Annotated in this window: 18 protein-coding genes; 7 read left to right on the top strand and 11 right to left on the bottom strand. The window is 53.2% G+C overall.

Going from position 1 to position 21,060, the window contains the following annotated elements:
- Positions 1-157 precede the first annotated feature (157 nt).
- Positions 158-1,045 carry a merozoite surface protein 3b gene (locus ACSOSI_RS10655; protein WP_476707032.1) on the top strand — a complete coding sequence of 296 codons (888 nt, stop codon included), beginning with the start codon at positions 158-160 and terminating at the stop codon, positions 1,043-1,045.
- A gap of 26 nt (positions 1,046-1,071) precedes the next feature.
- Here the strand turns inward: ACSOSI_RS10655 and ACSOSI_RS10650 are convergent.
- Positions 1,072-2,192 (bottom strand): IS3 family transposase gene (locus tag ACSOSI_RS10650; protein ID WP_112150724.1). Its coding sequence is split into 2 segments (ribosomal slippage): positions 1,072-1,934 and positions 1,934-2,192, totalling 1,122 coding nucleotides; the frame shifts between segments, so codons are not numbered across the junction.
- A 72-nt stretch (positions 2,193-2,264) separates the two neighbouring features.
- On the opposite strand from ACSOSI_RS10650, the gene ACSOSI_RS10645 reads away from it, so the two are divergent.
- The 3 genes from ACSOSI_RS10645 (at position 2,265) to ACSOSI_RS10635 (ending at position 5,458) form a co-directional block, all read left to right on the top strand.
- The gene (locus tag ACSOSI_RS10645) at positions 2,265-2,540 is read left to right on the top strand and encodes a hypothetical protein (protein WP_476707031.1); all 276 of its coding nucleotides are present in this window, start codon (positions 2,265-2,267) and stop codon (positions 2,538-2,540) included.
- Positions 2,541-2,605: 65 nt separating this feature from the next.
- Positions 2,606-4,021: a hypothetical protein gene (locus ACSOSI_RS10640; RefSeq protein WP_476707030.1), complete on the top strand. Its 1,416-nt coding sequence runs from the start codon at positions 2,606-2,608 to the stop codon at positions 4,019-4,021.
- Between the two features lie 45 nt (positions 4,022-4,066).
- Entirely contained in the window at positions 4,067-5,458 is a 1,392-nt protein-coding gene (locus ACSOSI_RS10635; protein ID WP_476707029.1) for a DUF6384 family protein, read from the top strand.
- Between the two features lie 56 nt (positions 5,459-5,514).
- On the opposite strand, the gene ACSOSI_RS10630 is transcribed toward ACSOSI_RS10635, so the two are convergent.
- The 7 genes from ACSOSI_RS10630 to ebgR form a co-directional block, all read right to left on the bottom strand.
- Complete coding sequence (locus ACSOSI_RS10630) at positions 5,515-6,108, bottom strand: ATP-dependent Clp protease proteolytic subunit (RefSeq protein ID WP_454889418.1); 594 nt, start codon at positions 6,106-6,108, stop codon at positions 5,515-5,517.
- Positions 6,109-6,151: 43 nt separating this feature from the next.
- Positions 6,152-6,490 (bottom strand): SRPBCC family protein, encoded by a 339-nt coding sequence (locus ACSOSI_RS10625; protein ID WP_115182606.1) that lies wholly within the window; start codon positions 6,488-6,490, stop codon positions 6,152-6,154.
- Positions 6,487-6,801 carry an ArsR/SmtB family transcription factor gene (locus ACSOSI_RS10620; protein ID WP_012006400.1) on the bottom strand — a complete coding sequence of 105 codons (315 nt, stop codon included), beginning with the start codon at positions 6,799-6,801 and terminating at the stop codon, positions 6,487-6,489. Before ACSOSI_RS10620 ends, ACSOSI_RS10625 begins: the two co-directional genes overlap by 4 nt.
- Positions 6,802-6,925: 124 nt before the next feature.
- On the bottom strand, positions 6,926-8,416 hold the full coding sequence (locus ACSOSI_RS10615; protein ID WP_012006399.1) for an amino acid permease: 1,491 nt from the start codon (positions 8,414-8,416) through the stop codon (positions 6,926-6,928).
- 119 nt (positions 8,417-8,535) lie between these two features.
- Entirely contained in the window at positions 8,536-8,988 is a 453-nt protein-coding gene (locus ACSOSI_RS10610; protein WP_454889416.1) for a beta-galactosidase subunit beta, read from the bottom strand.
- On the bottom strand, positions 8,985-12,077 hold the full coding sequence (gene ebgA, locus ACSOSI_RS10605; RefSeq protein ID WP_476707028.1) for a beta-galactosidase subunit alpha: 3,093 nt from the start codon (positions 12,075-12,077) through the stop codon (positions 8,985-8,987). Before ebgA ends, ACSOSI_RS10610 begins: the two co-directional genes overlap by 4 nt.
- A gap of 189 nt (positions 12,078-12,266) precedes the next feature.
- Positions 12,267-13,247, bottom strand: coding sequence for a transcriptional regulator EbgR (gene ebgR, locus ACSOSI_RS10600; protein WP_476707027.1), 981 nt, complete (start codon positions 13,245-13,247; stop codon positions 12,267-12,269).
- A 376-nt stretch (positions 13,248-13,623) separates the two neighbouring features.
- On the opposite strand from ebgR, the gene ygjJ reads away from it, so the two are divergent.
- Positions 13,624-14,691: a protein YgjJ gene (gene ygjJ, locus ACSOSI_RS10595; RefSeq protein ID WP_476707026.1), complete on the top strand. Its 1,068-nt coding sequence runs from the start codon at positions 13,624-13,626 to the stop codon at positions 14,689-14,691.
- A 17-nt stretch (positions 14,692-14,708) separates the two neighbouring features.
- Entirely contained in the window at positions 14,709-17,081 is a 2,373-nt protein-coding gene (gene ygjK, locus ACSOSI_RS10590; RefSeq protein WP_476707025.1) for an alpha-glucosidase, read from the top strand.
- Positions 17,082-17,131: 50 nt separating this feature from the next.
- Here ygjK and ACSOSI_RS10585 read toward each other — a convergent pair whose 3' ends face one another.
- From ACSOSI_RS10585 to ACSOSI_RS10575, 3 genes are all read right to left on the bottom strand, one after another.
- Positions 17,132-17,557, bottom strand: a complete 426-nt coding sequence (locus tag ACSOSI_RS10585) for a universal stress protein (protein WP_115182609.1) — start codon at positions 17,555-17,557, stop codon at positions 17,132-17,134.
- Between the two features lie 171 nt (positions 17,558-17,728).
- A complete protein-coding gene (locus ACSOSI_RS10580; RefSeq protein ID WP_476707024.1) occupies positions 17,729-19,120 on the bottom strand; it encodes a cytochrome-c peroxidase in 1,392 nt (463 codons plus the stop codon).
- Between the two features lie 327 nt (positions 19,121-19,447).
- The gene (locus tag ACSOSI_RS10575) at positions 19,448-19,966 is read right to left on the bottom strand and encodes a hypothetical protein (RefSeq protein ID WP_012006391.1); all 519 of its coding nucleotides are present in this window, start codon (positions 19,964-19,966) and stop codon (positions 19,448-19,450) included.
- A gap of 238 nt (positions 19,967-20,204) precedes the next feature.
- On the opposite strand from ACSOSI_RS10575, the gene ACSOSI_RS10570 reads away from it, so the two are divergent.
- On the top strand, positions 20,205-21,020 hold the full coding sequence (locus ACSOSI_RS10570) for a MetQ/NlpA family lipoprotein (RefSeq protein WP_261423525.1): 816 nt from the start codon (positions 20,205-20,207) through the stop codon (positions 21,018-21,020).
- Positions 21,021-21,060 lie beyond the last annotated feature (40 nt).

Below are 21,060 nucleotides of genomic sequence, written 5' to 3'. Positions count from 1 at the left end.
ACGCCTTGGCGTGGATTTTTTGTTTTCTGATTGTTTGAAATCTAGAGCGAGTATCGGCAAGGCATCTGACAACTGGGCCGGTAATTACAGATGCCCCGGCTGGCGCTATAATGCGTTTACTTTCAATGGCAGGATATGTCCCGATAAGGAATTAATCATGAATAATGCGCTGGCTTCGTACACCACCAAAGCCATTCAGAAGTTGCAAAAACTGGGGATTATCCTTTCGCCTGAAACTGATTCCCCGATCCTGTCCTTACTGGATGCAGTCTCCGATCTGGACAATAACCGCGTGATCGCCATTGGCCGTACTTTACAGCAGCAAAGCGCTTTTAACGCCGTGGTGCGCGATAACATCTGCAATATGGACGTAGCCAATCGGCAGGCAAAAGTCGTCTCTTCATTTGATTCAATCCGTAAAGATGCCACTCAGATGGTTGGCTGGCTGGAGGACGGCAAGCTTGACGTTATTGAACGTATGAAATCGGGTTGGATGACTCTGCGCCGCGGATCTATCCCCGACCGTTTCAATGATATCAAACAGACCTATTTAGAAGTGGCCAGAGCGTCAGAAGAACAAATCAGCCGTGAAAAAGTCATTTTGGAAGCCTATCAGGATTTTCGATTTGGTCTGAAGCAGGCCTATGTCGATGCTCAAACTTTACTGACCGCAGCGCAGGATAATTTACAACAAAGTCGCCAGTTATTGCAGACGGCTCAAACTGCCACTGAGCAATCGCAGAGTGATGACAATATCACCCGAGCCCAGATGGAGCTGACACGTGATGAAGCATTAAGGACCATGCAGAAAGAAGACGAACGTTATCAGATAGTCAAAGATCTGGCGGATAATCTGATGATCGCCTATAACGCTGCCGAAGCCGTTTTTGCTCGTTTGCAGCAGACTAACGCCATTAAAGAGCGGGTCTACCGCCAGAGTGTCACCTTCTTCAGCACTAACGAAATTGTCTTTACCGCCCTGTCAGCCTCAATGACGTCGCTACAGGGGTTGGCAGAAAGTACCGAAACGCTGGAGGCAATGTGACCTGCCCCCAGGATTAGATACAACGCTCACTTAGTAATGTCGGATCCTTCACTATCAGAATTACCCTTTCTCCAGGCCGCCGCAAATTCAGACGGCGTCTGATAATTCAGCGCGGAGTGCGGGCGGCACTCATTATAATCCTGACGCCATTCACTGATGGTTTTCCTGGCATGACTGACGTCACTGAACCAGTGTTCATTCAGGCATTCATCGCGAAAGCGTCCGTTAAAACTCTCAATAAATCCGTTCTGTGTCGGCTTGCCGGGCTGGATAAGTCGCAGCTCCACGCCATGCTCAAAGGCCCATTGATCGAGTGCGCGGCAGGTAAATTCCGGGCCCTGATCCGTTCTTATCGTCGCCGGATAGCCGCGAAACAGCGCAATGCTGTCCAGAATACGCGTGACCTGCACGCCTGAAATCCCAAAGGCAACAGTGACCGTCAGGCATTCCTTCGTGAAGTCGTCTACGCAGGTAAGGCACTTGATCCTGCGACCGGTGGCCAATGCGTCCATGACGAAATCCATCGACCAGGTCAGATTGGGCGCCGCCGGACGGAGCAGCGGCAGACGTTCTGTTGCCAGCCCTTTACGACGTCTTCTGCGTTTTACGCCCAGGCCACTGAGGTGATAAAGCCTGTACACGCGCTTATGATTAACATGCAGCCCTTCACGGCGCAGCAACTGCCAGATGCGACGGTAGCCAAAACGCCTGCGCTCCAGTGCCAGCTCAGTGATGCGCCCAGATAAATGCGCATCTGCAGCCGGGCGCTGAGCCTCATAGCGGCAGGTCGACAGGGATAAACCCGTGAGCCTGCAGGCACGACGTTGCGACAGACCGGTCGCATCACATATCAACATCACGGCTTCCCGCTTCTGGTCTGTCGTCAGTACTTTCGCCCAAGAGCCACCTGAAGCGCCTCTTTATCCAGCATGGCTTCGGCAAGCAGCTTCTTGAGTCTGGCGTTCTCTTCCTCAAGCGACTTCAGGCGCTTAACCTCAGGCACCTCCATACCGCCATACTTCTTACGCCAGGTGTAAAACGTGGCATCGGAAATGGCGTGCTTGCGGCAGAGTTCACGGGCGGATACCCCGGCTTCAGCCTCGCGGAGAATACTGATGATCTGTTGGTCGGAAAAACGCTTCTTCATGGGGATGTCCTCATGTGGCTTATGAAGACATTACTAACATCGGGGTGTACTAATCAACTGGGAGCAGGTCAAATGAAAGCGGGTATCAATGATGGCCTCATCAACATCGCGACACAGGGTAGCAAGCAGCTTGAAGTTGGTCTGAGGGCCGGCTATGGCACTACCATCAAGGCCGATTCTGTACGTTCTTTGGTTAATGCCATTGTCTCATTCCAAGAGTCCAGCTACCGAATGATTGAGGAATTGCGTACCGAAGCGACAAACAATGCCAATGAGCTAGCCTCCGTCGTTGAAGATGGGAAACGTCGTTTTACCGAAGTCATTACCAAGGCAGAAACATCTCGCTAAATTTACCAAGGATCCCCTTATTGGTTCCAACCAGGATGATTAGGGGGTCTGACACGGAGTTATCGATGCACGCCTACGAACTTGGCCGAAAACTGGCAGCCCTATCGGACCGGGCCAGAGCGGCCCTCTCTGGAATTGAAATCAATCAGGCAGATGCTCGCCACCTGCAACTGGTGCTGAAACAGCAAATCGCCAGCCTCTATCACCAGATGGCCACAGTACTTCTGAAAGAATCTCCTCGCGTTGGCGAAATGGCAAACGTGCAGAAATTACTAAATAAACTTCAGCAAGAGATTGCCCAGTCTCAACAGGCCTTACAGCTCAGCGAGAAAGAAATCGAGAACCGACATGCTCAGTTGCAACAGTTGCATGTAGAAATAAATCGGCAAGAAGATGAACGAGATCGGCAACTACAACAAAATATTGATGCTGTAGCAGCCAGGCAGTTGATGGTTAAAAGCAGTCAGGATGTCGGCCAACAGGAAAACAGCCATAAGGAATTAATGGCTGAAACGACCACCAAGCTAGGGGAGTACCATCAGCAACGCATTTTCATGTTCCTGGAGAGAAAAGGCTATGGGCAACCGGGATATTCAGCCTGGCCGCTGTCGCGCAATCTCGATAGCTGGCTGGCACGAATTAGCCACTATCCGAACAACGCAGCCAATTACCGGATGCTCCTGGCACTGCAAAAGGAATCTACTCGGCGTCTGCTGGAGTTGCACAATCAAACCAAGCAACAGACCAATGAATATCAACAATATGTACAAGACGTCGAACAGAATCTACAGCTGCCCACGCTGTATCTGAATCTCAACGCGCTAGAAAAAATACTGAGTTCCACACAACAAGAAATCCGCAACCAGCAAAATAAGCTGCAGGAATACGCTCAGGGCGAAGGTGAGACTTACAGCCAGATAACAACACAGCTCTCGGCGCAAATGGCCTTATTGCCTCTGGATAAATTGGATATTCTGGTGGCGAAAACCGAGACGCCGACTGACGATCGCCTGTTGGAAGAGCTGAGAGAACTACAGCTTGAAGAGATAGCGGTCGAAGAGAACCTGCTACAGCAAGAGATCGACGCTCAATTAGCCCAGCGCCGTGCCACTGCCGCCATCGAATTGAACAATCAATTTTCGGCGCAGGGATATGACAATCCGATTTATGAGTACCAATGGAGATGGTCAGATAAACCGGAGGAACTGTTTGAAAACTACCTGTCCGGTGCCATCAGTCTGAAAGCGGTATTGCATAAGTTGGATATGATTACCCACCGACTCCCACCACCATCGGTAACTGCCAGAGCCTCGTCCGGTTCGTGGGGAAATTCATCCGCACGGAGCTATTCGTCTGGCGTCGGATATAGTTCTTCATCTTCATCTTCATCTTCATCGTCCTCTTCCGGCAGCGGTGGTAGTGGCTTCAGTTCTTCTTCTTCAACCGGCGGTGGCGGGTTCCGCACTACGGATAGTTTCTAATGAAATATATCTATGCCCTAAACACAACCAGCGGGAGTGTGGCCCATGAGTGAGATTAAATTAAGCGACCAACTAGGTGCCATGGCCATTATTGACTCACTCTACGCACAGCGTATTGCACTGGACGAACATTTGGATCTGCCCAAATTACGCCAGAAAATTACACAACGCATCCGTGATTACTATCAGTCCAGCGGAACCGACATCGACGATAAACTGATTGAGCAGGGAGTTAAAAATTGGTTTTCACAGCGCCTGCGCTATCAGACAAACAAAATGAGCCTGAGCCAACGCGCTGCTGCATTCCTATACATGACCAGTAAGCAGTGGTTGACAGGACTTGCTATCATACTTGTTGCACTGGCCCTTGCCTGGAAACTGAGTCTTTACATAGGCCAGCACCAACTTGCCGCGCTGGAAAAGAACATTGCGACCCAAACCAGCCAAAGCAACCAAATGGCGGCGCAAGCGCAGACGTTATCTGACCAACTCAGCAAAATGAAACATGAGCCGTTCATCTATGCAAAAGTACCAGCCGACCAGATAATCACGCAGGCGGAAAACCTTTTGTCCAATTTCCAGTCCCGCCAAGCCGCACCGCTTGTCTCCGTGGAAAATACACCACAAAGGTTGGACATCCTTACTGCGGTGAATCAGCAAAACCAGGCGTTACTCACGCAAGTGAGGACGCTAATGCTCCGCTGGCCACTACTGCAAAAATGGGATAGCACCCTCGGCAATATGGATAAAGATCCACAGCTGCAAACCTATCTCAAGTGGGCGCCCGACCTGACAGGGAAATTTGCCGAAGCCACCTCAGCGCTGTCGAAGAACGCCGCAGATACGCAGATCAAGATCGAGGCAGCCTTCAAGGCTTATGACCGTGAACGTATGCGTGATGGCTTATATTTCACGATGGACCAAAGAACCCAAAAACTGCGTAATCTCAAGCTTTCCCGCCAGGACCGAGTAAAGGTCGATAACGATATTAGCTATGCGCGCAATCTCATCGCTCGTGCAGACCTAAATGACCGGGTTATCCCCCCTCTTTGGCTCGAGGCCTTGGCAGGGCTGGACTACACCTATGATCTGATCATGCAACCGCTGACGCTGACTATTGTCGATCGGGTGGGCGAGAAGTCGGGAGTAGAACGCACCTACGATAATTCAGGCGGTAAAAGCTGGTATTTGATCGTGGAAACACAAACGCCAAGCCATACACCTTTCCCAATATCAGTAAAAGACAGTGAAACCGGGAGGAAAACGCGAACAAGTCAATTCGGTATCCGAGTTTCGCAAAAAGAGTATAAGAAGTTGAAAAAAGACAAGCTGGATGACGGTCATATAGATCATGCTCTCGTCGGTAAGAAACCTGCCGGCCAACTGGGCTTTACCTACACTCGCCCAGTTCAGGACGGCGTAATTACCGAGTGGTAATCATTATTACCCGCCATCCCCCAAAGCCGCGCAACCGCGCGGCTTTAATTTAACCCTCACCGTCCCCGCAGCACCTTATCCACCAGCCCCCACTCCACCGCTTCGTCTGCACTCATAAAATGGTCGCGGTCGAGTGCTCGTTCGACCTCTTCATAACTGCGTCCACAATGTTTGGCATATAGCGTGATGACGCTGTGCTTGGTGCGTTTCATCTCTTCGGCGTGGATCAGAATATCCGACGCCTGGCCCTGAAAGCCGCCCAGCGGCTGATGCACATGCAAACTGGCATTGGGCAGCGCCATTCGATGCCCCGCCTCCCCGGCCATCAACAGGAAGGAACCCATCGAACGCGCAGTGCCCATACACAGGGTATGCACCGGTGCATTGATGTAATTCATGGTGTCATAGATGGCGAAACCGCTGGTGATCACCCCGCCCGGTGAATTGATATACAGATGGATCGGTTTCTCCGGGTTTTCGGCCTCCAGAAACAGCAACTGGGCGCACAGCACTTCGGCAATCTGATCGTTGACCTCTCCGTTCAGGAAAACGATGCGGTCACGCAGCAATCTCGAATAAATGTCGAAAGAACGTTCCCCCTGGCTGGTCTGTTCAACCACCATAGGGACGAGCAGCATCGATTCACGCATGAGTGAACTCCTGTTTCAGATGTGGAATGGGAAAGGTTGGCCGTCAGGCGGCGCGCATCAGGTGCCGTCCGCTGTCGTTCGCCGCCGTCAGCCGGGCATCGTCCAGCCGGTGGATAACGCGCAACAGGCTGCCGCCAGCGGCGGTGGGCAAAATTTGCAAGGTCACGGTGCTTTCAAGGAACGGCGGCTGATCATCGCGCATCCGGTAACTGATCTCTGCGCCCGGCGTCACCGCAATAGGTTCTGCATCGGCCAATACGCGGGTTGGCAACCATTGTTCGCGCAATGCCGGGATGCCAATCGCCCGCCAGACTTTTTCGGGCGGCGCATCGAGTGAATATTCCAGCACTAGCGGCTGCGGGTTAGCGTCGGTCTGGTTCATTGATCCATGTCCTTTAGCAAAATATTCAGCTTATCGATACGCTCCGGCCAGAAGGCACGGTACTTGTCCAGCCATTGAGCAATCAATGCCAGGCCCTGCGGGTCCACCTGATAATTAACGAAACGCCCTTGTCGCTCCTCGCACACCAGGCCCGCCTGCCGCAACACTGCCAGATGCTGGGACATGGCCGATTGGCTGATCGGCATACCTTCACGCAGCGCACTGGCATTCATGCCGCCAGCCGCCAGTTTCTCGAAGATGGTGCGACGGGTGGGATCCGCCAGCGCCTTGAAGATGTCATTTTCATTCATAACTAAACATTAGTCGCCACTTATCTAATGCGCAAGTTTATCGGGGTAATGAGAATGGCGCTTATCCGAGCCGCCATTAAAACCCCTCAGCGAGCGCCGAGGGGCGAGTTTTATCGATAGTGGATTACAAGGTGGTGCAGCGCAGATCGCCGGCGAGGTTCTTTTTGCCATCCTGCGCTTCCAGCTCGATTCTGGCCAACGGCGTGTCCTCGTCATAACGGGCCTGAGCATCCAGGGTCTTCGAGTATCGGTTGTACTTCCACCAGGCATAACCGAGGAAGATTACCAGCCCGCCAACGTTATAAAACACAATAGTCATAATGCTGGCGCCGGTCGGGAAGGTTGAGGCGACAAAACCCACGGCAAAAATAACGATCAGCGTGCTGACAATGGCGATGCCCTGCAGCCGGGACCCCATCTTGAAGTCGCGCTGTACGCGGTCGTACTTCAAACGCAGGTTCAGGTAGGCCAGCATAATGAACAGCGGCGGCAGCATCGATGCGGCGGCGGTCATATTAATCAGCGTATTCATTAAATCCTGCACGCTGTCAGAGCCCAGCGTCGGGATCAGCATCAGTGGGATGACGATAAAGAACTGCAACCAGGCCGCGCGGGTCGGCACGCCATGCTTGTTCAGGCGGATGGTTTTCTCGCCAAAGATGCCTTTGGGGATCTCGGTGAAGAAGATTTTTACCGGGGCAGCAGTCCACATCAGCAATGAGCCAAACATGGCGGTAAAGGAGATCAGGCCGACGAAACGGTTCATCAGCACCGCCGGCAGGCCAAAGTGCGCCGACAGCCCTTCAAATACCTGAACCGTACCGCCGGTAAAGTGCAGATCGGCGCGGCTCACGAACACGTTAAGCAGCAATGATGACACCGAGTACAGCACGCCGATCACCAGTCCGGAAAGGATGATCACTTTCACAAACGAGCGGCTGCCGCCCTTCACGTCATTGACATACACCGCCACCGATTCGGCCCCGCCCGCCGCCTGGAAAATCCATGCGGTGATACCGAGGAAGGCCCAGTTAAAGTTAGGGGTGATGGCTTCCACCGTGATCGGGTTCGCCGGTTCGATGCCGCCAATCACCGCCGCACCGGCCAGGATGATGTAGGAGAACGTCAGCAACAGCATCAACGAAGAGGTGACCGAGGTCATCGGCCCCAACAGCTTGGCGCCGCTGTTGGAGATATAGGTCGAGAACGCGAACAGGAAGATACTGATGATCGCGGTGGTTAACGGCGTGAAGACGTAGTCATAGCCCAAAAACGCATAAGAGGCGTAAGCGATAACCCTCGGCAACAGCGCGGTGAAGAAGAACAGGTTCACAAACCAATAGGTATAGGCGGTCATAAATGCCCAACGCCCGCCCAGGGCGCTTTTTACCCAGGCATACACCCCGGCTTCGGAGTTTTTGTTTAGTGAAACGAACTCGGCAATGATCAGGCAGAACGGAATAAAATAGATGATGGTCGCCACCAGGAACACCGGGGCGGAGGCAATGCCAAGCTGAATATTATTGTTTATTACATTATTAAAGCTGAACACTGCCGCGAACGTCATCGCCAGCAGGCCGAACTTGCCGATAGTATTTCTATTCGACACAGCCATAGACACTCTCCGAAATATTGTAGGGTACTTAATCGGTTTATTTCCCCTGGTCTTTCAAGCTGCAGCCTTGCCGGCGGCAACCTGAAAGCAATGGGGCTTATTTTTAATTAGGAGTTCGGCTATTTATTAAGGAAATAGCTGTCTTCTACCGTCACTTTTAAAATGACTTTTTTTACCTGGTGACTTTCTTTAAAACGATAGGCCTGGTGATTCTCAAAGATAACGACATTCCCTTGCCCCACCCGGTGTGGCTCGCCCTGCCCGCTGAAAAACTCGCGGTCGGTTTCATCCTGATAGGCCACCACCGAAGTCAGTTCACATTTGTCGGCAATCTCAATAGTTTCCTGGCCGGCAAGGTAATAGTGCAGATCAAAATAGCGGCGATTCCCCTCCAGCCAACCATGTTGTTGGCTCGGGCTGGACGCCAACCGGTAAACCAGCGAGTCGCCAACCGAATAAAAGACATCGGGCTCGATGCGTTCAATATTATTGATGGCCTCCATACAGCGTTGCCATTTTTTCCCGGCGCGGTAAATAAGCTGAAACTCCGCTAATGATTCGACAATAATCATAAGTTCGCCTCTTCTGACTGAGCGTTATTAATGGCCGGTGAAAAACGATAGCCGGCAAGCGTAGCCGCCTCGGTTTCCTGCCGGTTAAACGGCACCAGCGTAAAGCCGTAGTTAAACGACGACAGATAAACCCGATAGGAATCCAGCACCTCCGAACCCCAGGAGTTGGAGCCCAGCCCCAGAATTTGATCGTCGAGGTTTAACGTCAGGTAGTCGCTTTCTTGCAGTTCATTAATATGCTGAGCCTGGTGCAGCATCTCGGCGCTGTAGGGCCACAGGCTGAAATTGATCGGCCGCCGCGGCTGGATAAAGATGCCGTGGCCATTGGCATCTTGCAGACTCAGCCAGCGTACCTCTTGGCGATTGCCGTTATCCTGCGGGAACGGATAGTGCTCAAACAGTTCGCCAACCCGCTGCTGATAGTGGCCGATCAGGTTAGCCTGGCAGCTGTCCTGATAGTTTTCCCCCGGTCCACGGCCGTAGTATTCCACCTGTTCAAAGCGGCGGCTGAGGCCAAAATCCAGGCCAATCTTCGGGATCACCTGCTGGAAATCGCCGTAAGGCTCGCCCGACAGATCCAGGCTGACATGGCCCTGCGCAGAGATCTGCCAGCGGTAACGGCAACGCATGCCAAAATCAAATACCGGCGGGGCAATCAGGGTGCAGACTTCAATCACCACGTCATCCCCCTGCTGTTCCCAGTGCAGGCTACGGAAATGCTGCTGCATGATCTGCAGATGATTCGGCAGCCAAATGCCCTCATACTCCTGTTTGTGGTTGTCGATCACCGGTTTGAAGAAGGTCAGGTGCGGTGCGCGGCCCACCACCTCCTCTCCTGCCACTTTCCACGACTGCAGTTCGCCACTCAGGCGCGAGAAGGTCAGGCTGAAGTTCTCGCCACTGACAATAATTTGATGGTTTTCGTCAGCGCATTGCAGCGCAGAAACAGGGATGGACTCCGGTGGGCTAACTAACGCGGTGGCAGGCTGCAACAGATGTTGATACTGCCCCAGCAGATCTCCGCTTTCGCTGTAACGGGTGGCGCTGTCTTTATACACCTCGACGTCGATGAAGGTTTCTTCCGCGCCCAGCGCCAATGCAGGCAAATGGACCTCTTCTGATTCCCCCGGCTGCAGGTGCGGCAGCTTAATCTCATAGCCGGTCAGTAGCCGCCCGCCGGCCTTAACGCTGACCTTCAGCGTAATATCGGCCAACGAACTGAACCAATAGCGGTTTTTGACCCGTAATACCGGCGTTTTCTCGCCCACGCCGCTCACCTCAACCGGACACAGCACCTGTTTGTATTCACGCAGGCCGGGACCAGGGCGCTGATCCGGGTAGATCAGGCCATCCATGCAGAAGTTATAGTTATTCGGGTAATCGCCGTAATCGCCGCCGTACTGATAACGTTCCCGCCCCTGCTGGTCATGGCTGAGCAAACCGTGATCGCACCATTCCCAGATGTAATGTCCCTGCAGGCTGGCATGGCGGTTAAACACCGACTGATATTCGAACAGTCCGCCCGGCCCATTGCCCATAGCATGAGCGTATTCACACAGGATCCGGGGTTTGGGGTGAGGATACTCACCGAACGCATTCATCATCGCCACGCGGGAATACATGGTGCTGATCACATCGACCACTTCCGCATCCCGGTCTTCTTCGTAATGCACCAGTCGGGTGGCATCGAGCGCCTTACAGCGTTTGGCCATGGCGCGAATGTTGCAGCCATAGCCAGACTCGTTGCCCAGTGACCAGATAATGATTGAAGGATGGTTTTTCTGCGCCTTCACATGGCGCTCAATGCGTTCTACGTACGCGTTTTCCCAACGTGGATCGTCGGTAATGCGGCTGATATCGCCAACGTTGGCAAACCCGTGGCTTTCCAGATCGGTTTCCGCCATCACAAACAGGCCGTAGATATCGCACAGCTCGTAAAAACGCGGATCGTTCGGATAATGGGCGGTGCGCACCGAGTTGATGTTGTGCTGTTTCATCAGCACGATGTCGCGCTCAACCCGCGCCATATCAACCGCCCGACCTTTGCGATGATCGTGGTCATGGCGGTTAACGCCGTGCAGTTTCAGGTAGCGCCCGTTGATGTGGAATAGCCCATCACGCACGCTGATTTCACGGAAACCCACCCGCTGCGGCACTACCGATAACAGATTGCCATCGCCGTCGCGCAGGCTGAGCAACAGTTGATACAGATAGGGATCTTCCGCATTCCACTGCCTGGGCTGGCTGACCGGGATCTCAAACCGGCAGGTGGCACCCGCCCCAATACTCAGTTCGTTCGCCCACTGTTCACCAATGCAGGCTTCACCGTCAAAGAGCTGCGCCTGCAGACGATAACCGCCAGCCACGCCTTGCCCCAGATGCTGCAACTCGACGTCTATCGCCAGCAGCGCATCGCAATACTGCTCGTCAAAGGTGGTAACCAAAGTGAGATCATGAATATGTGTGCGTTGCTGGCCGATCAGGTAAACATCGCGGAAGATACCGGCCATCCACCACATGTCCTGATCTTCGATATAGGTAGAATCGGCCCATTGCAGCACGCGAACGGACAGCAGGTTGTCCCCCGCTTGCAGATAGTCGCTGAGATCAAACTCGGCTGACAGACGGCTGCCTTTACTAAAACCGACGTAGTGACCATTGAGGTAAACCTCAAAATAGGTTTCCACGCCGTCAAATTTGATGATGACCTGCTGATCCTGCCACTCGTTATCGAGAGTAAAAAGGCGCTGATAGGCCCCGGCAGGATTATTGGTCGGCACATAAGGCACGTCGATCGGGAATGGGTAACCTTCGTCGGTATACTGCAGTTGACCATGCCCTTCCATCTGCCACATGCCCGGCACGGCGATTTCGCCCCATTCCGCCATCGGCTGGCGGTAAAATGCCTCCGGCACCAGGTCCGGGTGTTCGAAGTAGCGAAACTGCCAACGCCCGCTCAGCAACTGGAAGCCCAAACTTGCGTTGCGATCAAAACTCAATGCCTGCCTGGCATCCGCATAGCTGAAGAAACTCGCCCGCGCCGGCAAGCGATTCTCCGACTGCTTTTCTATGTTTTCCCAATTGTTCACGTCACGTCTCCCGACAGCTTTCAATGGGAGAACGATAGTAAATATTTAGTAAAAACTACAGATCATATTTACCTAATGACGACGGGATCACAAAAAATATTAAATATCTTTTTTAATCATGACGTTAATTTTTACTCTGGCGGGCCTCCCTGTGCAGCCGCCATCGGCGTGCCGCACAGGGAAGATTAATCAGGCTAGCGTGGTGTCGCGCAACTGAAGCGAGCTGGGAACAAAGATCGATAAAGGAATGGTTCGCTCATCGCGAATGCGCTCCATCAACAGGTTGACGGCCTGAGCGCCCAGGGTTTCTGATGGAATGCGAACCGTTGATAAGGCAGGGAAAATAAACCGGGCGGTGGGAATATCGTTCACACTGATCAACGCAATCTGCCCGGGGACCTGGATGCCCTTTTCATGTAGTGCACGCAGGACGCCGATGGCAATAGAGTCGGTCGCCACCAACAGCGCCGGCGGATAATCGCTGGTGTCCTCCAGCATTCGTTTGGCGCACTGGTAACCCGCCTGACTGCTGAAATCACCGATGTAAATATCCTGGGGCTGCACCACGTTTTTCAACCGGCCATACTCGACAAATGCCTGCTCGCGCTGATCGGCAAAGGTCGGGTCGTCACGCCCGCCGATAAACCCAATACGTGAATAACCGCGCCCGATGAAATAGTCGATCACCTTCTGGCTGATCTTATACAAATCAACGTTGACGCAGTCGAACTGCGGGTCTTCAACCACACCGTCAAGGAACACCACCGGCACTTTCTGTTGGCCAAGTTGCTCGTGCAACACCGGCTGAGGGCGACCGATAACCAGCAGGCCATCAGCCGCAGGCAGCGCTTTTTCACCGTTGAAGTCGTAACAGGCCACCAGCGAAATACCCAACTTTTCACATTGAGTTTCAATGCCATAGCGCATCGCCAGATAGTAAGGATCGTTAATCTCGATGCCCTGCTTATAGGTGAACAACGCGGCAAACGTCAGCCGATGCCCGCTGTGACGTTTTGAAGGCTGAACCTTGTATTCGAGACGCTCTGCGGCTTCCAGAATTTTTTGTCGGGTTTGCGCTTTCACGCTCAGAGTGGGGTCGTCATTCAGCACTCGCGAAACGGTAGCAACAGACACGTTCGCAGCTTCTGCGATTTCCTTCAGTGTGGCCATAGAGTCTCAATGGATAGACAAAACGCTAGCTTACCGGGACGGCTCAGCAAGGTATACGCCCTGATGCCCCCATCCCCCCTTTTTATCCGCCAGAAGCATCCTTATCGCGCCCCGCGCGGCGCTTGCAGACGGTTCGCAATGCTTAATAGCGAAGATACCGATTTCACCCTTTGTGATCAAGTTAACGATTTACTGATGTTACGGTATTTTTTACTAAATATTTTACTAATATAACTGCCGCTTTACCGTCCTGTTTAAGACGGTTTTTTACCTCCTCCCAGGGAAAAGGGGCCGACCTACATGCGGTTAATGGAATGAATTGGCAGGTGTCACGCAGTGCCGAACGTCCACTAACCAAAAACAGATGCGTGTCCAAATGAAAATAATAGCCAATAATAGATTTTTACCCGTTTTACTTCTGATTTTACCCCTGGAACTGCCGGCGCAAGAGTCCGTGGTGCCGGCGGAACATAACGAGCTGACGCCCCCCAAACTGACAACCACCGCCGCTACCGCCCTGCGCTTTTACGGTGAGCTGGGCATCGGTGGCAGCGTCTATCTCAACGGTGAACACCAACACAAATACAGTGACGGTACCTATATCGAAGGCGGGCTGGAGATCAAACACGGCCATTGGTTCGGCCTGATCTACGGCGAAGGCTGGACGGTGCAGGCGGATCATCAGGGCAATGCCTGGGTGCCAGACCACAGTTGGGGGGGATTTGAAGGCGGCATCAACCGTTTTTACGGCGGCTATCGCACCGACGATGGCACCGAAATGATGCTTAGCGTACGCAACGACTCCTCGCTGGACGATTTGCAATGGTGGGCCGACTTTACCCCGGAATATGGCTATGTGATCCCCAACACCCGGGATCTCTCCTACGCGGCCAAACTGCAGAATCTGACCGGAAAATTCCGTTACAGCGTCACCGCCGCACCGGAAAGCCGCATCAACGAAAGTAAGGCGTTACTGCACTTCGGTAAATATGACCGCTACTCGGACAAATATACCTACCGTGCCATGGTCAACGGCTATACCCAATACGATCTGCAGGAAGAACTGACGTTATTAAACGGCCTGGAAATTACCGACGGCATGGGGCAACTGTACCTGCTGGGGCTAAAAGGTAAAAACCTGGCCGGCCGCGTCTGGCACCACACCGGAAAGGGCGATGGCAGCCACCCGGGCACCGAGTCGGGCCTGATGTTAAGCGCCATGGTTGAAGCCACCAAAGGGCTGTATTTCTCGACCGCCTACAGCTACGCCCGCCACCGGCTGGACAATGCGCCGGACACCGCCACGTCTTACGCGCAGGCCGGTATCTGGTACGAGTATGGCGGCGGCAAATTCGCCACCGCGCTGGACAGTAAATTCTATATGACCAACGACAGCACCGACGCCAGCAACTCGGTGTTTCTGATGCAGTATTTCTATTGGTAACCGACAGGGCAATCCTAATGAATATGATTAATAAACTGCCGCCTTTGGCCATAGCTATCACGCTGGCAATATCAGGCTGCTCTTCTCACCCGGCGAATGAGAACGTCCTGCGGGCAGCTGCCTATAAAAACGTCATCAATCGCAGCGGCGCGCCACACTACATGCTCGACTACGATTTTGATGAACACCAGCGTTTTAACCCGTTTTTTGATCTGGGGGCCTGGCATGGTCACTTGCTGCCTGACGGCCCGGAAGGTATCGGCGGTTTCCCCGGCCCGGCGCTGCTTACCGAAGAATACATCAACTTTATGGCCGACAACTTCGATCGGCTGAGCCTGTATAAAAATGGGGAGAAGGTAAACTTCAGCATGACCGCCTACAGCATCCCGGGGGCGCTTGTCCAACAACTCAGCGCGCCGGGGATCCAGGTCAATCTGACGCTGCGTTTCGCTACCGCACGCACCTCGCTGCTGGAAACCCAAATCATCACCGATACGCCGCTGGAACTGGTGTGGGACGGCGCACTGCTGGAAAAATACTACGCCAAACAGCAGAGGCCACAGTCACCTCAGACCATCGAGCAGGCATTTCCGGGCTACACGCGGCACATTCTGCCGACGGCGGACGGCCTGCGGGTCACCTTTGGCAAAGTGCGAGCCTCTTCGCAACTGATGACCTCCGGCCAGTCTGAATATCAGATTCATAAATCACTGCCGCAGCAAACGACGGTGAACGGCCATCAGTTTATCGCCAAAGCCAATATCAAAGGCTCCACCACCCTCTACACCACCTACTCTCACCTGCTCACCGCCGCTGAGGTACAGCAGGAACAGGGCAAGATTGCCGCTATCCTCGCCAACCCGCAGCAGTACATGAAGGCTTCCGCGCAACGCTGGGAAAACTATCTCAGCAAGGGGCTTACCAACCCGCATGCCACTCAAGCGCAGGAGCGCGTGGCGGTGAAAGCGATAGAAACGTTGAATGGCAACTGGCGCGGCGCAGCCGGGGCGATGAAGTTTGATTCGGTGACGCCTTCGGTGACCGGGCGCTGGTTCTCCGGCAACCAGACCTGGCCCTGGGATACCTGGAAACAGGCCTACGCCATGGCGCATTTTAATCCTGACGTCGCCAAGGATAATATCCGTGCGGTGTTCGCCTTCCAAATCCAGCCGGATGACCCACTGCGCCCATGGGATGCCGGCTTTATCCCGGATCTGATCGCCTATAACCCCAGCCCGGAACGCGGCGGCGACGGCAGCAACTGGAATGAGCGCAATACCAAACCCAGCCTGGCGGCCTGGGCGGTAATGGAGGTGTATAACACCACCGGCGATAAACAATGGCTGGCCGAGATGTATCCGAAGCTGGTCGCCTACCACAACTGGTGGCTGCATAACCGCGACCATAACGGCAACGGCGTGCCGGAATATGGCGCGACGCGGGATAAGGCGCACAATACGCCAGATGGTCGGATGCTGTTCACCGTTAAGCGCGGGCAGCAGGAGAAAACGCTCGCCGGATTGAACAACTATGACCGGATTGTTCGCTCCGGGCACTATGACAACATCGAAATCCCGGCCCAGGTTGCCGCCTCCTGGGAGTCTGGACGTGATGATGCCGCTGCCTTTGGTTTTATCGACCCGGATCAGCTGACCCGCTACCTGGCACAAGGTGGAAAGCGGCAGGACTGGCAGGTGAAATTTGCGGAAAACCGTGCGGCAGACGGCACTCTGCTCGGGTATTCCTTACTGCAGGAGTCGGTGGATCAAGCCAGCTACATGTACAGCGACAACAAATACCTGGCCAAAATGGCCGATATTCTGGGCCACAGCGCCGATGCCGCCGCCTTCCGCAGCAAGGCCGACAAGCTGGCGAATTACATCAATAGCTGCATGTTCGATTCGTCCAGTGGCTTCTTCTACGACATTCGCATTGAAGATAAACCCCTGCCCAATGGCTGTGCCGGCAAACCCATTGTCGAACGCGGCAAAGGGCCGGAAGGCTGGTCACCCTTGTTTAATGGCGCAGCCAGCCAGCAGCATGCCGATGCGGTGGTGAAGGTGATGAAGGACTCGCGTGAGTTCAATACCTACGTCCCACTCGGTACGGCGGCACTCACCAACCCGGCGTTTGGCGCAGATATTTACTGGCGTGGACGAGTCTGGGTAGATCAACTGTATTTCGGGCTAAAGGGTATGGAAAGCTATGGCTACCGTGCCGACGCCGTCGCCATGGCACAGACCTTCTTCAACCACGCCGATGGACTGATCACCGACGGGCCAATCCGCGAAAACTATAATCCGCTGACCGGCATGCAACAGGGCGCACCGAATTTCTCCTGGAGCGCAGCTCACCTCTACATGCTGTATAACGACTTTTTTACCCGCTAATCTCGCCGTTACCCTGCCAGAACGCTCAACTGGCAGGGGTTTCGCTCGGGCTAGGATTTAATCGGGACCACCAGTACGTCAACGTTCAACTGGTTGATCGCATGCTGAGTAGAGGAAAACAGCTTGTTCCACAGATCGTGGTGATGGCCGAAGATCACCAGATCAATGCTTTTATCCACCACCGCATTTTGCAATTGCTCGGTGAAATCACCGCGCCCAATAATCACCTCGTAGATCGGGTAATTCACGTTTTGGGTCAACGGCTCCAGCTCTTTTTTGATCTTGTCTTCAAAAGATCCACCGTCGTAACTCTTCTCAGAGAAACCAATCGCGGCATGATAGGTATCGTAGTAAATATCCACGTAAATAAGGGAAAGTTTAGCCTGCAACGCAGCGGCCAAGCGCGCGCCTTTTTCCACCAGCCGTTTGCCGTCATCACTCAGGTCGGTGGCGATAACAATATGTTGATAACACATAGCGCCTCCTGTCATTGATTCAGTAGAGACCCCAGCTTCTGCGCTAACATCAGAATTATAGCATTATGATTAATTTTAGTTCAGAAATGCGACGTTCGGGCGGGGATATCAGGCTGAAATAGCCCCGTTGCCGGGGCCTGATAAGAAGGTATTGAGTGAAAACGTTATTCCTTATTCTGGCCGATAAGGGGTATAGACCCCGCTCAGACTTTCGAGGAAGGCGACAATATCATCGACGTCCTGCTGAGGCAGCTCGCTACCCACCTGATAACGCAACATCAGTTTTACCGCCTGATCCAGCGTAGCGACGTCGCCACGATGAAAGTAAGGCGCGGTCTGAGCGACATTGCGCAAGCCTGGCACTTTCTGACGTAACCGGTCACGCACAGCACTGGTGACGTTCATACGCCCAATATCTACCGTGGTGATCTCGCCAAAATTAAAATCACGCTTCAGCCCCAAAGGCTCAAAAGAGCGGCCGCCTAATATGATCCCTGCATGGCAGGTGGCGCATTTGTTGTCTTTAAATAGTTGATAGCCGCGTTTTTGCTGCATCGTCATGGCATTCTCATCACCGCGCAGCCAGTTATCGAAGGGTGCATTCGGGGTGATTAAGGTTTTTTCAAATTCGGCGATGGCATCGGTAATATTTTCGCCGCTGAGCCCTTGTGGATAGACCGCAGCAAAATCGCGAGTCAGCAACGGATCCTTGTCGAGTTTATTGATAATTTCATCCCAGGATTTGGAGGCCATTTCTATCGGGTTTAATGGCGGCCCACCGGCCTGGGCCTGTAGCGTCGGCGCACGGCCATCCCAGAATTGTTCGCTATTGAACACCGAGTTAAACACCGTTGGCGCGTTAATCGGCCCCACCGCGCCACCTACCCCGACTGAGGTTTTTCTTCCATCGACTCCGCCGGTATTCAACGAGTGACAGTGGGCGCAGGAAAGAGTGTTATCCCCAGACAGGCGAGGATCGTGATAAAGCCGAAACCCCAATGCTACCTTCCGCCCATCAACCGGCAATGTTTTGGGGATCGGTTGAACCGGCTCATTACGATGGGGCTGCGCAGTATCTGCACTGGCGTAATAGCGCGCGCGTTGCTGCGCTATCCAGGCGAGAATAATTTCCCGTTCATCGGGATTGATCTGCCCAGCCCAGTGCAAAGCCACATAGCGGGCGGGTGGCATGGTTTTGTGCTGCATTACCCACTCAATTTTATTCAGGTCGCTTTGTGCCTGCGGCCTATCTTTAATCAGAGCGCTGCGCACAGGCTCCAGGTTGAAGGAGGAGTAACCCAGGCGAATATCGTATTCCATCAACTGCTTGGCGATGGGGAAAGAGGCATAGAACGGAAGCGAAGCGGACGGGGTATGGCAGTAGTCGCAGCCCTTTTCCCTCAGCAACCCCAGCACCTGGTTATTCTGTTGCACTGCGGAACGTAATACCGAGCTATTCTCCATTCGCTGGGTATCGAGATGCCAGACATAGCCGGCCAAACCGAAATAAACCAACGCAACAGCTGCAATGGAAATCGCCGCAATACGGATGACTTTTTTCATTTCACTTTCCTTATGAAACATTGCCGACCAAATAATCGTCGTCAAACAAGACTAAACAGAGGGTAAATAATAATCTTGACGATAATCAATAATTCCCACAGCCATTACCTATAGCTGTAATAGCATTGACCTATCAATTAGGCGTTGCAAACTTTCAGGTAAATCACCGATTAGATTAAATCAGCAAGAATTAACCCTTCAGACATTCACTGAATTAATGAGTATTTAAATTATTATTAAAACGAGCAGCAGAAGATAAAAATGCTATTTGAATGGCAAGATTACTGCAGGCAGCGCTCGCGTGCAATGACGAACGCTGCCGGGGTTTTAACGCACGCGTTGCACTTCAAACCAAACGTTGCACACCGACAGGATCAGCGTGTTGGCGTCTTTTTGCAGCACATTATCTCCAGGTACGCCGTCGGTGCCCTGATCGGTAATGCCTTTGATCTGCGTATCGGCATGCTGGATCATCACGCGCTCTACCGCCGGCGTGCTGATGCCCAGCATCGGGAAGTCGATATAAGAGCTGCTGCCGGAATTGTCTTCGACAAACTCCTGCGCCTCTACCGTGCTGAGGGTGGCGCCTTCATTTTTCAACTCAGTGCCATTCCAGCTGAAACCGTCGGCCTTGTAACTGATTTTTCCGCCGATCAGGCTTTTGGCCTGTTGCTCGTCCCAGCAACCGACGGTTTGCGTCGGCAAGATCTTGCTGACATGCCAGTTGCCCAGCAGCGTTTTAGGGATAGGTTCCACCACCGCATCCGCCGCCTGCACCTGAGTTGCAGATACACAAGTCAAAACCACCAATGGCAGCAGCGCCTTGCGCCAGATGTTAAATTGCATTTTATTTTCCTTTGACTATTCGCGCCCCTGTCGGGCTCGCCGTCATCATAATAAGCGGGTGGAACCTGCGTCAAAACAAAGTGAGTATCAGGGCACAAACAGGGCGGTTGTTGCTCATAGCAAATCGCTATTAATCATAGTTAATCAGTATTTTATTTTAGTCAGACGATTATCTACAGTCACTGCCACTCTTCAGCCTGCAATAACCAGCAGGCTATTTTGACAAGGACTCTGGGAAATGACATTTACACTAAAAAAACTTGCCGCCACGCTGGCAGTAACCGGCACCCTGCTGCTGACCGCCTGCGGGCCGACCGCGCAAGACGCTCACCACATCAAGGTCGGTATCAGTGCCGGTATCGATCAGTCGCTGTGGGCGGTAGTGCAGAAAGTCGCCAAACAAAAATACGATCTGGATGTGGAAGTGGTGACCTTCACGGATTACGTACTGCCCAACGAAGCACTGAATAACGGCGATCTGGATATCAATGCCTTCCAGCACAAACCTTATCTGGAAAAACAGATCCAGGAACGCGGTTACAAACTGGTGGCGGTGGGCAACACCTTCGTTTACCCGATTGCCGGTTACTCGAAAAAGATCTCTTCCCTCAGTCAACTGGCCGACGGCGCACAGGTTGCCGTACCCAATGACCCAACCAACCTCGGCCGTTCACTGCTGCTGTTGCAAAAACAGGGGCTGATCGGGCTGAAGGACGGCGTCGGGCTATTGCCTACCTCACTGGATATCGTCAGCAACCCGAAGAAGTTGAAAATTGTTGAGATTGAAGCGCCACAGTTGCCGCGCGCGCTGGATGACAAACAAATCGCACTGGCGATTATCAACACCAACTACTCCAGCCAAATTGGGCTGACACCGGGCAAAGACGGGCTGTTTGTCGAAGACAAAAACTCGCCGTACGTCAATATTTTCGCCAGTCGGGTGGATAACCAAAACAACGAAAACGTAAAAAACCTGGTCAAGGCCTACCAGACCGATGAGGTCGCCGCCAGCGCCGCCGAAATCTACAAGGGCGACGCGGTTAAAGGCTGGTAATTTGCACTTTGCCCCGCGGTGAACGTCGCGGGGCTGGAGT

The sequence above is a fragment of the Serratia sp. AR11 genome, from assembly GCF_056376275.1.
Note: the sequence above shows the minus strand (reverse complement) of the source record. Positions and strands in the feature narration are given on the sequence as shown.

Excerpts from the sequence above, each read along its gene's own strand:
- ACSOSI_RS10615 (WP_012006399.1), bottom strand. The coding sequence starts at position 8,416 with ATGGCTGTGTCGAATAGAAATACTATCGGCAAGTTCGGCCTGCTGGCG.
- ACSOSI_RS10620 (WP_012006400.1), bottom strand. The coding sequence starts at position 6,801 with ATGAATGAAAATGACATCTTCAAGGCGCTGGCGGATCCCACCCGTCGC.
- ACSOSI_RS10635 (WP_476707029.1), top strand. The coding sequence starts at position 4,067 with ATGAGTGAGATTAAATTAAGCGACCAACTAGGTGCCATGGCCATTATT.
- ACSOSI_RS10625 (WP_115182606.1), bottom strand. The coding sequence starts at position 6,490 with ATGAACCAGACCGACGCTAACCCGCAGCCGCTAGTGCTGGAATATTCA.
- ygjJ (WP_476707026.1), top strand. The coding sequence starts at position 13,624 with ATGAAAATAATAGCCAATAATAGATTTTTACCCGTTTTACTTCTGATT.
- ACSOSI_RS10570 (WP_261423525.1), top strand. The coding sequence starts at position 20,205 with ATGACATTTACACTAAAAAAACTTGCCGCCACGCTGGCAGTAACCGGC.
- ACSOSI_RS10645 (WP_476707031.1), top strand. The coding sequence starts at position 2,265 with ATGAAAGCGGGTATCAATGATGGCCTCATCAACATCGCGACACAGGGT.
- ACSOSI_RS10580 (WP_476707024.1), bottom strand. The coding sequence starts at position 19,120 with ATGAAAAAAGTCATCCGTATTGCGGCGATTTCCATTGCAGCTGTTGCG.
- ACSOSI_RS10640 (WP_476707030.1), top strand. The coding sequence starts at position 2,606 with ATGCACGCCTACGAACTTGGCCGAAAACTGGCAGCCCTATCGGACCGG.
- ebgR (WP_476707027.1), bottom strand. The coding sequence starts at position 13,247 with ATGGCCACACTGAAGGAAATCGCAGAAGCTGCGAACGTGTCTGTTGCT.
- ygjK (WP_476707025.1), top strand. The coding sequence starts at position 14,709 with ATGAATATGATTAATAAACTGCCGCCTTTGGCCATAGCTATCACGCTG.
- ACSOSI_RS10585 (WP_115182609.1), bottom strand. The coding sequence starts at position 17,557 with ATGTGTTATCAACATATTGTTATCGCCACCGACCTGAGTGATGACGGC.
- ACSOSI_RS10610 (WP_454889416.1), bottom strand. The coding sequence starts at position 8,988 with ATGATTATTGTCGAATCATTAGCGGAGTTTCAGCTTATTTACCGCGCC.
- ACSOSI_RS10630 (WP_454889418.1), bottom strand. The coding sequence starts at position 6,108 with ATGCGTGAATCGATGCTGCTCGTCCCTATGGTGGTTGAACAGACCAGC.
- ACSOSI_RS10655 (WP_476707032.1), top strand. The coding sequence starts at position 158 with ATGAATAATGCGCTGGCTTCGTACACCACCAAAGCCATTCAGAAGTTG.
- ACSOSI_RS10575 (WP_012006391.1), bottom strand. The coding sequence starts at position 19,966 with ATGCAATTTAACATCTGGCGCAAGGCGCTGCTGCCATTGGTGGTTTTG.